The 13,732-nt window shown below is 62.1% G+C and carries 15 protein-coding genes; 13 read left to right on the forward strand and 2 right to left on the reverse strand.

Annotated features, from left to right (window positions below; genetic code table 11):
• The first annotated feature begins 133 nt into the window (after window positions 1-133).
• From GJ699_RS06210 to GJ699_RS06260, 11 genes are all read left to right on the forward strand, one after another.
• Window positions 134-667, forward strand: coding sequence for a PRC-barrel domain-containing protein (locus GJ699_RS06210; protein WP_154374216.1), 534 nt, complete (start codon window positions 134-136; stop codon window positions 665-667).
• Window positions 668-776: 109 nt separating this feature from the next.
• A complete protein-coding gene (locus GJ699_RS06215) occupies window positions 777-1,838 on the forward strand; it encodes an ABC transporter substrate-binding protein (protein ID WP_154374218.1) in 1,062 nt (353 codons plus the stop codon).
• 44 nt (window positions 1,839-1,882) lie between these two features.
• On the forward strand, window positions 1,883-2,614 hold the full coding sequence (locus tag GJ699_RS06220; RefSeq protein ID WP_154374220.1) for a transporter substrate-binding domain-containing protein: 732 nt from the start codon (window positions 1,883-1,885) through the stop codon (window positions 2,612-2,614).
• Between the two features lie 75 nt (window positions 2,615-2,689).
• On the forward strand, window positions 2,690-4,120 hold the full coding sequence (locus GJ699_RS06225; protein WP_154374221.1) for a circularly permuted type 2 ATP-grasp protein: 1,431 nt from the start codon (window positions 2,690-2,692) through the stop codon (window positions 4,118-4,120).
• A 2-nt stretch (window positions 4,121-4,122) separates the two neighbouring features.
• Entirely contained in the window at window positions 4,123-5,070 is a 948-nt protein-coding gene (locus GJ699_RS06230) for an alpha-E domain-containing protein (RefSeq protein ID WP_154374223.1), read from the forward strand.
• 13 nt (window positions 5,071-5,083) lie between these two features.
• Window positions 5,084-5,884, forward strand: a complete 801-nt coding sequence (locus tag GJ699_RS06235; protein WP_154374225.1) for a transglutaminase family protein — start codon at window positions 5,084-5,086, stop codon at window positions 5,882-5,884.
• 42 nt (window positions 5,885-5,926) lie between these two features.
• Window positions 5,927-6,802 (forward strand): proteasome-type protease, encoded by an 876-nt coding sequence (locus GJ699_RS06240; protein WP_154374227.1) that lies wholly within the window; start codon window positions 5,927-5,929, stop codon window positions 6,800-6,802.
• A 56-nt stretch (window positions 6,803-6,858) separates the two neighbouring features.
• The gene (locus tag GJ699_RS06245; RefSeq protein ID WP_154374229.1) at window positions 6,859-7,242 is read left to right on the forward strand and encodes an Hpt domain-containing protein; all 384 of its coding nucleotides are present in this window, start codon (window positions 6,859-6,861) and stop codon (window positions 7,240-7,242) included.
• A gap of 355 nt (window positions 7,243-7,597) precedes the next feature.
• The gene (locus GJ699_RS06250) at window positions 7,598-8,014 is read left to right on the forward strand and encodes a hypothetical protein (protein ID WP_154374230.1); all 417 of its coding nucleotides are present in this window, start codon (window positions 7,598-7,600) and stop codon (window positions 8,012-8,014) included.
• A gap of 71 nt (window positions 8,015-8,085) precedes the next feature.
• The gene (locus GJ699_RS06255; RefSeq protein WP_154374232.1) at window positions 8,086-8,994 is read left to right on the forward strand and encodes a LysR family transcriptional regulator; all 909 of its coding nucleotides are present in this window, start codon (window positions 8,086-8,088) and stop codon (window positions 8,992-8,994) included.
• An 84-nt stretch (window positions 8,995-9,078) separates the two neighbouring features.
• Window positions 9,079-9,906 carry a P-loop NTPase family protein gene (locus GJ699_RS06260; RefSeq protein WP_229261970.1) on the forward strand — a complete coding sequence of 276 codons (828 nt, stop codon included), beginning with the start codon at window positions 9,079-9,081 and terminating at the stop codon, window positions 9,904-9,906.
• Here GJ699_RS06260 and GJ699_RS06265 read toward each other — a convergent pair.
• Window positions 9,903-10,613: a hypothetical protein gene (locus GJ699_RS06265; RefSeq protein ID WP_195763471.1), complete on the reverse strand. Its 711-nt coding sequence runs from the start codon at window positions 10,611-10,613 to the stop codon at window positions 9,903-9,905. The genes GJ699_RS06260 and GJ699_RS06265 overlap by 4 nt on opposite strands.
• Before the next feature lie 205 nt (window positions 10,614-10,818).
• Between GJ699_RS06265 and nadB the strand changes: the two genes are divergently transcribed.
• Both nadB and GJ699_RS06275 read left to right on the forward strand, forming a co-directional pair.
• Window positions 10,819-12,432, forward strand: coding sequence for an L-aspartate oxidase (nadB, locus tag GJ699_RS06270; protein ID WP_154374233.1), 1,614 nt, complete (start codon window positions 10,819-10,821; stop codon window positions 12,430-12,432).
• Window positions 12,429-12,968 (forward strand): GNAT family N-acetyltransferase, encoded by a 540-nt coding sequence (locus tag GJ699_RS06275; protein WP_154374235.1) that lies wholly within the window; start codon window positions 12,429-12,431, stop codon window positions 12,966-12,968. The genes nadB and GJ699_RS06275 overlap by 4 nt, the downstream gene beginning before the upstream one ends.
• Here the strand turns inward: GJ699_RS06275 and GJ699_RS06280 are convergent.
• Window positions 12,955-13,677 carry a substrate-binding periplasmic protein gene (locus GJ699_RS06280; RefSeq protein ID WP_195763472.1) on the reverse strand — a complete coding sequence of 241 codons (723 nt, stop codon included), beginning with the start codon at window positions 13,675-13,677 and terminating at the stop codon, window positions 12,955-12,957. The two genes, GJ699_RS06275 and GJ699_RS06280, sit on opposite strands and share 14 nt — an antisense overlap.
• Between the last annotated feature and the right edge of the window lie 55 nt (window positions 13,678-13,732).

Consider the following 13,732-nt stretch of genomic DNA (forward strand, 5'->3'; position numbering starts at 1 on the left):
TCCTCAGGAACTCATCCCTCTCCTACATCCGCATTGCGCGTGCACCGATACCTGAGGCGACGGCTGAGCGCCATGATGACTGCTGTCACCGTGCCAGCGGGCGCGGGACTTCACTAACCATTTGGAGACCACCATGAGCTACCTAGACCGCGACACCTATGGCATCTATCGCAGCGATGAGGACACCGGCCCCGGCCCGCGCCTGATGGGCGCCGACACGCTGATCGGCGAAGATGTCTATAACCGCCAGGACGAAGATCTGGGCGATATCAAGGAAATCATGCTCGACATGCGCAATGGCCAGGTCGCCTACGCGGTACTGTCCTTCGGCGGCTGGCTGGGCATGGGCGACAAACTGTTCGCCGTGCCTTGGCAGGCGCTGCAACTGGATACCGACAACAAGCGTTTCCTGCTGGATGTATCCAAGGAACACCTGAAAAACGCCCCTGGCTTCGATAAGGATGACTGGCCCGACATGGCCAGCATCGAGTTCAATACCGAACTGCACAGCTTCTACGGCACCCGCCAGAACGTGCCCGGCGGCGTCACCGCCAGCGGCAGCGTGATGGGCACCGGCACCGGTAGCCTGCAGAGCGATCCGGGTTATGGCAGCAGCGTCGGCGGCGGCGCTGGCAATACCACCGGCTCGCGCAGCGACAGCTACTAAGCCGCTGGCCCGTCCGGCGCACACATTGGCTCGCCAAGGCATGCGATAAACGGCATGCCTGGCGGGCCGTTCTGGTTTAATCGCTGCATCGATAGCGATACCACCAGCCATGCACAAAACCTTCGCCGCGCTGCTACTGGCGCTAGCCCTTCCCGTCTCCGCCTTTGAACCCCTGCCGCCGGAAACCATGGACGACACCCGCGTGTTCCGGGTCGAGGTACTGCAGGTGACCGATATCGAACCCTATCGCGACGCCCTCACCGGTTTTATCGCCTCGCTGCGCGCCAGCGGTCTGGTCGAAGGAAAAAACCTCAACGTACATCAGGCCGTGATCGACTTCGATGTCGAAAATGGTGGCTTCTGGAGCAAGCTGGGCGTGCTGCTGCGGATTCGCCAGGAGGCCGGCCGCATCGTGGAAGCGCGCCCGGACCTGGTGCTGACCATCGGCACCCCGGCCACCAAATACGCGCGCGGCATGATGGCCGACGCCCACATTCCGCTGGTGTTCACCGCCGTGGCCGATCCCAAGGACGCCGGCTGCGTGTCGCTGGTGGACGGCGGCGAAGGCGCCACCGGTTCCACGCTGTACACCGATATGGGCGATTCGTTGCGGCTGGTGCGCGATGTATTCCCGGCGGTGCGCCGCATCGGCATGATCCACAGCGATGATGAAAACGGTGTCGCCAACGTCGCGGCTGCGGTCACCGAAGGCAAGCCGCTGGCGCTGGACGTGCGCGCCCGCCTGATCGACAAAAACCAGCATATCGCACCAGCGCTGAAAGAGTTGTACGCGGACGGGGTGCAAATGTTCGCGGTGCCGCTGGACACTTATTACGGCCTGCATCGCTACGAAGCGTCGATGGATCTGGGTGACTTCGGCATCGAACACAAGCTGCCGGTGGTGACCCTGGCCATGGTGCGCGTGCCCGGCGCGGCACTGTACGTGGGCGCCGATTTCCGCCAGGTCGGCCAGTTGGCTGGCACCCAGGCCGCCAAAATCCTCAAGCGCCACACCAAACCGGACGTGCTGCCCATCCTGCGCCAGCAGGCGCCAACGGTGATGGTCGACCCGGCGCGGCTGGAAGCGTTGCAGGTGACGTTGCCGCCGGCGCTGGCCGCGCGCAAGACCGAGGTCGGCAACGGGTTTTGGCAAATCGATATGACTAAATAAACTTGTTATACTGGACGCGTCACAGACTCAGTACAGGAGCCGCTATGCGGCGCAGGGAATTTGTCACCGGCATTGCTTTGTCAGCGCTTGCCGGGCGACTGCAGGCGGCAGAACCAAATCGTATCGTCATGGCCAGCCTGGTCAGCACCGAGGAAGGTTTTACCGCCCGTTGGTTGGAATTGATTTATAACGATGCTTTTTCTCAACTCGGCCTCACCCTGGAAATCCAGGTAATGCCAGCGGCGCGCGCCAGCGCCGAGGCAGCCGCCGGCCACGTCGACGGCGAGCTGGGGCGCAGTCAGGAGTATGGCGCCGTCCAGCCCAAGCTGATTCGCGTCCCCGAACCCACTTTTATCGCCAACACCGTCGCTTATACCAAGGACGAGCAGATCCGCCTGAAGCCCGGCTGGGACAGTCTGCGTGACACCCGCTATCGCGTTGAATTCCGCCAGGGCTATCCGGTGATCGGTCGCAAACTGGCGGCGGTGGTGCCGGCCGATCGGCTGGGCGGCGTGCGCAATGCCGAGACCGGCCTGCGCAAACTGCTGTTGGGCCGCTCCGATATTTACGTCGACATGGCCGACACCGTCGACGTGTTCCTGAGTCGGCCCGAATTCCGTGGCATCCATCAGGCGGCGGTGTTGGAGCGCGGGCCGATCCACGCGTATCTGAACGAAAAGCACGCCGAGCTGGCGCCGCGTCTGGCTGCGGTACTGAAAAAGATGCGCGAAAGCGGCGTTATTGAACGCTATCGCCAGCAAGCGTTGAAGGAATAGCGCACCAAAATCGGGCAAAACCTCTGGCACGTTTCTTGATAGAACATTAAACGTGCTCAACTGGGAATGTTCGATATGGCAAAATTCTTCAATGAAATGACCGCAGACGGTCTGGCACACACTGCCAGTACTGAAATTCGTGAACACTACCGCGAGTTCTGCGGCTGGCTGCAGCGCCAGTCCGCGGAAACCATCGAACGCAAGCGCGCCGAGGCCGATCTGACCTTCCGCCGCGTCGGCATTACGTTTGCCGTGTATGGTGACGACGCCGGCACCGAACGGCTGATTCCTTTCGATACCATCCCGCGCATTATTCCGGCGGCTGAATGGAAACAGTTGCAGACCGGCCTGGTCCAGCGCGTCAAGGCGCTGAACATGTTCATTCACGATATTTATCACGAGCAGAACATCATCAAGGCCGGCATCATCCCGGCCGAGCAAATCTACCAGAACGCCCAGTACCGGCCTGAGATGCAGGGCATTAACGTGGTCTCCGACATCTACGCCCACATCGCCGGGGTCGATATTGTGCGCGCCGGCCAGGGCGAGTTTTACGTGCTGGAAGATAATCTGCGGGTGCCATCCGGCGTTTCCTACATGCTGGAAGACCGCAAGATGATGATGCGGCTGTTCCCTGAACTGTTCGCCCGCAACAAGATCGCCCCGGTCGACCATTATCCCGACATGCTGCTGGATAACCTGCGCTCGGTGGCGCCGATGGGCATCAACGATCCAACCGTGGTGGTGATGACGCCGGGTATGTACAACTCGGCCTACTTCGAACACGCCTTCCTGGCCCAGCAGATGGGCGTGGAACTGGTCGAGGGCAAGGACTTGTTCGTCAGCGACAACACGGTATTCATGCGCACCACGCGCGGGCCGAAACGGGTGGACGTGATCTACCGCCGGCTGGACGACGATTTCCTCGATCCGCTGGCGTTCCGCCCGGATTCCTCGCTGGGCGTGCCGGGCCTGCTGTCGGTCTACCGCGCCGGCCGTGTCACGCTGGCCAACGCCATTGGCACCGGCGTGGCGGACGACAAATCGATCTATCCGTATGTGCCGGACATGATCAAGTTCTATTTATCGGAAGAACCGGTGCTGAACAATGTACCGACCTACCAGTGCCGCAAGAAAGAGGATCTGGAATACACACTGTCCAACCTGCCGGACCTGGTGGTCAAGGAAGTGCACGGCGCCGGCGGCTACGGCATGCTGGTCGGCCCGGCTTCAACCAAGGCGCAGATCGAAGATTTCCGCCGCCGCCTGATCGCCAAGCCGGACGGCTATATCGCCCAGCCGACTCTGGCCCTGTCGGCCTGCCCGACCTACGTCGAAAACGGCATCGCGCCGCGCCACATCGACCTGCGGCCATTTGTGCTGTCCGGCAAGACGATTTCCATGGTGCCGGGCGGCCTGACCCGCGTGGCGCTGCAGGAAGGCTCGCTGGTGGTGAACTCGTCGCAAGGCGGCGGCACCAAAGATACCTGGATACTGGAGAAATAATCATGCTGAGCCGTACCGCCGATCACCTGTTCTGGATGGCCCGCTACACCGAGCGCGCCGAAAATACCGCGCGCATGCTGGACGTCAATGTGCAAACCTCGATGCTGCCGCAGTCGGACGCGGAAAACGCCCAGGGCTGGCGCGCCCTGCTCGGCATCTCCGAGCTGCAATACGCGTTTGACCAGAAATACCAGTCGCTGGAAGGCCGTGAAGTCATCGATTTCATGGTGCGCGACCCCGGCAATTCATCGTCGATCGTGGCCTGTTTGACGGCTGCGCGCGAGAACGCCCGCGCCGTGCGCGGCACGCTGACCACCGAAGTGTGGGAAATCCAGAACCAGACCTGGCTGGACATGCAGCGCCGCCTGAAAAGCGATCTGCTGGAAACCGATCCCAGCAAATTTTTCGAATGGGTCAAGTATCGTTCCCATTTGTCACGTGGCGTCACGCTGGGCACCATGTTGCGCGATGAGGCGGTCCATTTCATCCGCCTCGGCACCTTCCTGGAGCGCGCGGACAACACCGCGCGGATTCTGGACGTCAAATACCACGGCGGCGCACCCGAGGCGCAGGAAGGCATGAGCCAGCGCGATTTCTACTACTGGGGCGCGATGCTGCGCTCGGTGTCCGGTTTCGAGATCTACCGCAAGGTGTATCGTGACGTCATCACGCCGGCGCGGATTGCCGAGTTGCTGATGTTGCGCGGCGACATGCCGCGTTCCTTGCTGGCCTGCATGGACGAAGTGGTGCAGAATCTGCACGAGGTGCGCAACGACGTCTCCGCCGATACCGAACGTTTCGCCGGCCGGCTGCGCGCCGAACTACAGTTCGGCAAGATCGACGACATCCTGAAAGCCGGCCTGCACGATACGCTGACCCGCTTCCTGGCCGACATTTACGAGCTGGGCAACCGCGTCAGCCGCGACTTCCTGGTGCCGCTGGCGGCATAGCGAAAGGTTTTCCATGCAACTGACCATACGGCACGAAACCAAATATACCTACACCCTGCCGGCGGCCTACACCATCCAGCAGATGCACCTGACGCCACGGGTCGAGCCGCAGCAGCATGTGCTGACCTGGCAGCTGTCCACGCCCGGCCATGTGCATGCCTACACCGACGCCTACGGCAACCTGTCGCACATGCTGACCATGGACATGCCGCACCAGGCGCTGTCGCTGGTGGCCAGCGGCGTGGTGGAAACGGTGGCGCCGGACCGTGGCCGCATCATTGCCGACGCGTTGTCGCCGCTGATCTTCACGGTGCCGACCCGCTTGACGGCGGCCACGCCCGGCATTCTGGAACTGGCGGCGTCGTGCTTGCCGGACGGCAAGGCGCAAACACGCGATGTCATGTGCCTGGCAGAGCACATATTTGGTGCGGTCAGATACCAAAGCGGTGCGACCGAGGTCAGCACCACGGCCAGCGACGCGTTGGCGCTGGGCCAGGGTGTGTGTCAGGACCATGCGCACCTGTTCCTGTCGTGTTGCCATGCGCATGGCATCCCGGCGCGCTACGTGTCCGGCTATATCGATCCGGAAAATACCGGCCATGCCGCCAGCCACGCCTGGGTTGACGCCTGGGTCGAGGACAAGGATTACATCGGCTGGGTCAGCATCGACGTCACCCATGCGCGCCTAATGACGGATGCCTATTGCCGGCTCGCCATCGGCCGCGATTACGACAGCGCGGCACCAGTGCGCGGCATGCGGCGCGGCGGCGGCACCGAGTCTATGAGCGTGGACGTACAGATCGTGCCACAGTGAGCGGTGTAAAATAACGATACTTTAAATCAATAATTTGCAACGATGACCTATTGTGTGGGCATGCGCCTTGATGCCGGGCTGGTTTTTTTATCCGATTCGCGGACCAATGCGGGCGTGGACCAGGTTGGAACGTTCCGTAAGATGAGTGTGTTTGAAGTCCCCGGCGACCGCATGATGGTCATGATGACGGCCGGTAATCTGTCGATCTCGCAATCGATCCGCCAGATGGCCGCCGATCTCAAGACCGAAGCCGGGCACAGCATCTGGACCGCGCCCAATATGCATGAGGCGGCGCGCATCCTGGGCGAGGCGGTGCGCCAGGTGCACGTGCGTGATGCCGAGGCGCTGTCGGCGTTCGGCATCGAGTTCAATGTCAGCATCATCTTTGGCGGCCAGATCAAGGGCGAGCGTTGCCGCTTGTTCCAGATTTACTCGGCCGGCAATTTCATCGAATCGCACGATGAAAACACTTATTTCCAGATCGGCGAAGCCAAATACGGCAAGCCCATCATCGACCGCGTGGTGACGCCGGCCACCTCGCTGGACGACGCCGCCAAGTGCGCGCTGATTTCGATGGACTCGACGCTGCGCTCCAATGTCTCGGTTGGTCTGCCATTAGATTTGCTGGTTTATGAAGCTGACCGCCTCGCAGTCACTCATTTTGTAACAATTGATGAACGCAACGAGTACTTCCAGATGATCCGCAGCACCTGGGGCCACCAGCTGAAGAGCGTATTCGAGGGGCTGGAAGCGCCGGTGTGGAACGCCGCGCCGGAAACACCGGGCACAGTGTTGCATTCAACCAACACTGGCAGCAAGCCGGTGCGGGTGGCGCCGCCGGCTAGTGTCGGCGCGCCCGTGGTGTCCAGTGCACCGTTGCAAACGCTGTCGCAACAGTTCCACGATGGGCAGCAGTAAGACGCCGTGTCCAGGACACCTGTGATAGGATAAAAGCAACCTGTTCTGGAGCAAGCATGAGCGCAGCGCAATCCGAAGAGTCCATCTTCACCGTCGATACCCTGATCAAATACATGGGGAATGACGACAAAGCCCGTGGCATCGTCGCCAAAATCGTCCGTGACGCCTGCGCGCCACGGATGGCGCCGCTGGAACAGGCTGGTACCGCCCTGCGCGAACAGCGTCTGCACGACGCCGGCAAAATCCTGCACAGCCTGCGCGGGTCGATCGGCACGCTGGGCACCAAGCGCCTGGTGACGGCGTCGCTGGCGCTGGAGCGCGCCATTGCCGCGCAGGACAGCGCCGCCATTCCAGCGCTGTTTGCCAGCCTGGAAGCCGAATACCAACTGGTGCTGCGCCACGCCGACGACTGGCTGCAGCTGAATCCCCCTCCCGCTTAAGCGGATTTCAATCGTTCATTTTTACTGAAGTTTCCACTTTGCTGCACTGCACAGCGGGAATTGCGCCGCCTGCCGTTTTTGCGCGGTTAACGAATGGTTACATTTTTTACCGGCTCGGCGCATCTCTCTACAAGTTGTAAAAACCCTTCATGCTAATATCGCCATCAATTGCCGTTCAGATCTAAAAGCTGAGCGTGCGCCGTGAGTTACGCTGACTTTGTAGAATCCGGATGCGATTCTTTGTTGCGTGACTTATTGCGTAATTGATAATTTGCCAAGGCGCAAGTATAATGGTGCGATGCATCGAGTTTATGCTGGCTTTCGCGCTGTAGCTTTAATCAAGGGTATTTAATTTATGGAATTATTCAACAAGTCTGGTGTGTTGGTGTCTGCGGTGCTGGTCAGTATTGGCGCTTTGATTGCCTGCCAGGCTCAGGAAGATGCGATTCCTTCCTCGTCCGTGATTGAAGCCGCCGCTATGCAGATCGGGCCGAATGGCCAGCCGGCCGCCGAGCGCCGCCTGCAGGAATGGGCTGAACAGGGGTCGCCGGTGGCGCAGCGGGAGCTGGCCTTGCGTTATCTGTCGCAACCGGAAAGACGTGGCGAAGCGATGCAACTGTTTGAACGTGCCGCCAGCGCCGGCGATGCGCAGGCCGCCGTCGGTTTGATCGGCATGGCGCATGACCGCAGTCCCGGTGGTGGCAGTGCTGGCGCGCTCAGCGCCGGCCGCGTCATCAAGGAAGCTGCGACCGCCAACTATATTGCCCACTGAGTTTTAAACCCGGATTAAGACCACAAGCCGCCCACCCCATGGTGTCGCGGCTTTTTTCTTGGGAGTGAGGAATGGACAGGCTGCGCGCGCTGGAAGTATTTGTGGAAGTGGTGAAGCGCGACGGCTTTGCCCGCGCCGCCGCCGCGCTGGATACCTCGCCCGCCAACGTCACGCGCTATATCAGCGATCTGGAAGCGCATCTGCAAACCCGGCTGCTGAACCGCAGCTCGCGCAAGATGTCGCTGACTTCCAGCGGCGAGGCGCTATACGAACGCGCGCGCAGCATTCTCGATGATGTGGCCGAGGCGGAAGCCATCGTCGGCGCGGCCGCGTTGCAGCCGCATGGCGTGCTGCGCATCAATGCTCCGCTCAGCTTTGGCGTGCTGCACCTGGCACCGCTGTGGGCCAGGTTCATGCGTCTGTATCCCGAGGTGCAGCTGGATGTCTCACTGATCGACCGCGTGGTCGACATCGTCGACGAAGGTTATGACATGGCGGTGCGCATCTCGCGCTCCGGTTCGGCCTCCAACGTGGCGCGCAAGCTGGCCACCTCGCGCAACGTGCTGTGCGCGGCGCCGGCCTATCTGCAGCAGCACGGCATGCCGCTCACGCCGGCCGATCTGCTGGATCACGCTTGTATCGGCTACAGCTACGCCGCCAACGCCGACGAATGGCAGATGCTGGACCAGCAAGGCCAGCCGCAAGTAGTCAAGGTGCGCTGCGTGATGCACACCAATAACGGCGACACCGCGCGCGCCGCCGCGTTGGGCGGCATGTGCATCATCTGGCAGCCGACCTTTTTGATCGGCGACGATTTGCGCGCCGGCCGCCTGCAACGGGTGCTGCCGGATTACCGTCTGCCGGACATGGATGTGCTGGCCGTCTACCCCAGCCGCCGCCACCTCAGCGCCAAGGTGCGGGTGATGATCGATTTCCTGGCGCAGGAGCTGGCTGGCGCGCCGTGGGACGCGGAAGGCTAAAAGTTCCGTTTTCTCGTTTGACGCAGATCACCCGGACTTACGCCGCCAGCGCCGATACTCCCCATCTTGTGGAGGAAGGCGACGATGGAAAACGCGGAGCAGACCCAATCTCAGGAACAGTTTCGGGACCAGTTGCGCGCCTTCACGCGCCAGCACCGGGCCGGTCACTGGAGCGGCAGCTTTACTGAATTTCTGGAGCAGGTATTGTCCGCCGCGCCGGCCCAGTTCGCGCGCAGCTCGCACCAATACATCTGGGACATGCTGCGCTGGAGCGGCCAGGCCAGCGACGACGGCAAGCTGCGCTGCAGCCTGTTTGCCGATGAGCTGTTCGGCATCGACCACGCGCTGGCTCGCGTAGCGGATTACTTCAAGGCGGCAGCGGCCGGCTCGGAAGTCGGTCGCCGCCTGTTGTTGCTGCTGGGACCGCCATCCGGTGGCAAGTCGACGCTGGTGATCCGCCTCAAGCGCGGACTGGAAGAATACAGCTACACCGAGGCAGGCGCCATGTACGGCATCGCCGGCTGCCCGGTGCGCGAGTCGCCGTTGCATCTGGTGCCGCACACCTTGCGCGCCGGTTTCCGCGACAGTTATGGCGTCGACGCGGCGGGTGAACTGTGTCCGCATTGCCGGGCGCGGCTGGAGCGGGAGCTGGATGGCGACTTCCTGCGCATGCCGGTCGAGCGCATTTTCGTCTCCGAGGCCGGCCGCAGCGCCATCGGCACCTATGCGCCACACGACCCCAACACCGCCGACATTGCCGATCTGGTCGGCTCGGTCGACCTGTCGCGGGTGGCGGAATACGGCGACGAAGGCGATCCGCGCGCGTGGTCGTGGTCCGGCACCGTGTATGCGGCCAGCCGGGGCGTGCTGGAAATGATCGAAATCCTCAAGGTCAAGCGCGAGTTCCTCTAGCTCGGTTGCAGTGAATCGACCCGGATCTGGCACGCCTCGCGCTCAAAAAAAGTCGCCGCGTCGGTGACCGGCACACCACCCAGCGCACACTCCAGCAGTTGACGCACCGGAAAAGCGCCGTTGCGCCGATCGCCTACCGTCACCACGATTTCATCCGCCGCATAACGCCGCGCCAATGCCAGCAAAGGCAGATCGGCCGGCAGCAGCATCGCCGCCGGCACTGCGCGCATCTCGCCGGACACCGGCACAAAGCCCACCACGCGAAACGGATGAAAACCGATGCTGCTGGCCGCCAGCTCCAGACACTCGCGCGCGATCGCACCATCGCCAACGATAATCAAACGCTGCTCCAACATGCTCGATTGCGCCGACGTGAACACCACCAACCGCGCCAGCAGCACCGCGCCGCCCCCCAGCAGGAACACCATGCTGACCGAACGCCCGAATTGCATCGCCGGCAGCAGGATCGCCAGCAAATGCATCAAGCCAAATCCCAGCATGAAGGACGGCGTAATCCGCAAAAAGATGCTTTTAATATCTTCGCGCGACTGATCGTGCTGGTACATGCCCAGAGTGCCCATGCAGAACACCATCACCAGCGCAAACGCCAGCGCCGGCCAGTACTGCTGGCCCGGATGGGACAACCACAATGGCGCGCTGGCAACGGCCGCCGCCAGCAGTATCGACAACTCCAATAACAACAGCATAAAAGCTATTTTCGATACATAGTGATGAAAGATCCTGATCATGGCACGCTCCCGACGGAACTTTCATCATGCGTAAGCCCGAAGCCAGCCGTTTTGAGCGCCCACAATCGTCGCGCAATCCCCCACGTTAAAAGGGCTATTTGTGACGCGACTATGACAAATAGTCTATAGTCATGGTTCTTTAGTGCATTCCACCCGTGTAATCATGAAATTTGATGTTGCAATTGTCGGCAGCGGACTGGCCGGCCTGTCTGTCGCGCTGCACCTGGCCGAAACCCGTACCGTCGCCATTATTTCCAAACGCGCGCTGTTGGACGGCGCCAGCAACTGGGCCCAGGGCGGCATTGCCGCAGTGCTCGATTCCGGCGATAGCCACACCCAGCACATCGACGACACCCTGATCGCCGGCGCCGGCCTGTGTGACGAAGGCGCCACCCGCTACATCGTCGAACATGGCCGCGAAGCGATCGAATGGCTGATTGAACAGGGCGTGCCGTTCACCAAAGACGAATCGGCGGAACTGGGCTTCCACCTGACGCGCGAAGGCGGCCACAGCCAGCGCCGCATCATCCACGCCGCCGACGCCACCGGCAACGCGGTGCAGACCACGCTGGAACAGAAAGTACGCGCGCATCCGAACATCACGCTGTTCGAACACCACTGCGCGATCGACCTGATTACCTCCGACAAGCTGGACCCTTACAAAAAAGGCAGCGCACAACCGAAGTGCTACGGCCTGTACGTCCAGGATGAGCATACCGGTCAAGTCCATACCTGCGCGGCGGAACACACGGTGATGTGTACCGGTGGGGCTGGCAAAGTGTACCTGTACACCACCAACCCAGACACCGCCAGCGGCGATGGCATCGCCATGGCATGGCGTGCTGGCTGCCGCGTGGCCAACATGGAATTCATCCAGTTCCACCCGACCTGTTTGTATCACCCCTACGCCAAATCCTTCCTGATCACGGAAGCGATCCGCGGCGAAGGCGGTCTGCTGAAATTGCCGCCGGAAGCCGGCACCGCCGCCGGCCAGCGCTTCATGCTGGCCCACGACGAGCGCGCCGAACTGGCGCCGCGCGACGTGGTGGCGCGCGCCATCGACTTCGAGATCAAGAAACGCGGCCTGGATTACGTCCATCTGGACATCAGCCACAAATCGCCCGAATTCCTGATCGAGCACTTCCCGACCATCTATGCACGCTGCATGGAGCTGGGCATCGACATCACCAAGGAACCTATCCCGGTGGTGCCGGCCGCCCACTACACCTGCGGCGGCGTGGTCACCGACATGCACGGCCGCACCGACCTGCCCGGCCTGTACGCGGTCGGCGAAACCGCCTGCACCGGCCTGCACGGCGCCAACCGCCTGGCCAGCAACTCGCTGCTGGAATGCGTGGTAATCGGCCGCGCCTGCGCGCTTGACATCACCGCCAAGGAAAAAGGCGAAGTGCCGTATCTGCCGGATTGGGATGAAAGCCGCGTCGGCGACGCCGATGAGGAAGTGGTCATCTCCCATAACTGGGACGAGCTGCGCCGCTTCATGTGGAACTACGTCGGCATTGTCCGCACCAGCAAGCGCCTGGAGCGCGCCCAGCACCGTATCGCGCTGCTGAAGGAAGAAATCGACGAGTACTACCAGAACTTCCGCGTCACCCACGACCTGCTGGAACTGCGTAACCTGGTCGAGGTGGCGAGCCTGATCGTCAACAGCGCGCTGCTGCGCCGTGAAAGCCGCGGCCTGCACTTCAGCCGTGACTATCCGGAGACGCTGGCCAAAGCCCTGCCCACCATCCTGACCCCACCGCGACGCAAATGATACAAGTCCGCCACGCCACGCAAGCCGACATCCCCGCCATGGAAGCGCTGATCGCACGTTCCGGCATAGAGCTGAGCGCAGGGTTTTACACGCCCGAACAGGCGCAAGCCGTCACGCGCCATGTGTTCGGCGTGGATACGCAGCTGGTGGCGGATCAAACCTATTTCGTTATCGAGAAGGATGGCAGTCTGGCGGCATGCGGCGGCTGGAGCAAGCGCAGCACCCTGTTCGGCGCCGACCGCACCAAGCAAGGCGCCGATCCGCTGCTGGACCCGAGCACCGAACCGGCGCGCATTCGCGCCTTCTTCGTCGATCCATCGGCGGCGCGCCAGGGGCTAGGCCGCATGCTGCTGCAGTACTGCTCCGACGCGGCGGCGGCCGGCGGCTTCAATACGCTGGAACTGGCGGCCACCATGCCGGGCGTGCCTTTGTATCAGGCGTGCGGCTTCGAGATTGTGGAGCCGATCGAGATCACGCTGCCGGGCGAAGTGCTAGTGCCACTGGCGAAAATGCGCAAGCAGATCAAGGCAGCGTAACGCCGTAACGGCGCGCCAGTTTCTGCAGCTCGCCGTTGCGCTTCAACTCCAGCAGCATGCGGTCCATCTGCGCCGACAGCTCCGGATAGCGCGGCTTGAGCGGATAGGCGAAGTAAGCATCCTGCATGTCGATCATCGGCGCCAGCGGCAGCACCTTGTCCTGCAAGCCCAGCGTCTTCACCACCGGCTCGGTATCGCGGCGGTTGGTGGCAAACAGTTCGACGTGGCCGTAGGCCAGCATGCGCAAGCCATTTTCCACCGTATTGGTGACGCTGACGCGCAGCTGGGGCAGCGCCTTGGCAAAGGCGACGCCATAATGCCAGCCGTTGATCACCACGATGCGGCGCCCCTTGAGTAGCGCATAGTCGCCTTCCCACACCGGCATGCTGTCGGCACGCACGTAAAACACGACATCGTCACGGAAAAATGGCTGCTCGCTGAAGCGCATCACGCGCTGACGCTCGGCGGAGCGGTAGGCGGCGACCAGCATGTCGGAATTGGCGCCGCTGACCACCTCCAACGCGCGCCGCCAGGGATAAATCTCGAAACGAACCTGGTAGCCGTGACGTTGCGCCAGCAAGCGCACCAGATCCGTGCCTAAGCCGGTGAACTGGCCATTGGGCAGGCGCTCGAAGATGGCCTCATTGCGGGTGCCGGCGGCCACCAGTTCGCGCACGGCCGGTGGCCGCGCCCATGAAAGCAACGGCACAGCGCTTAGCGCCGCGCCGCACAAGCTAGTAAGACAATGTCTACGTGCCTGCCGC

It is taken from the genome of Duganella guangzhouensis, from assembly GCF_009674535.1.
Classification (GTDB): Bacteria; Pseudomonadota; Gammaproteobacteria; order Burkholderiales; family Burkholderiaceae_D; genus Rugamonas; species Rugamonas guangzhouensis.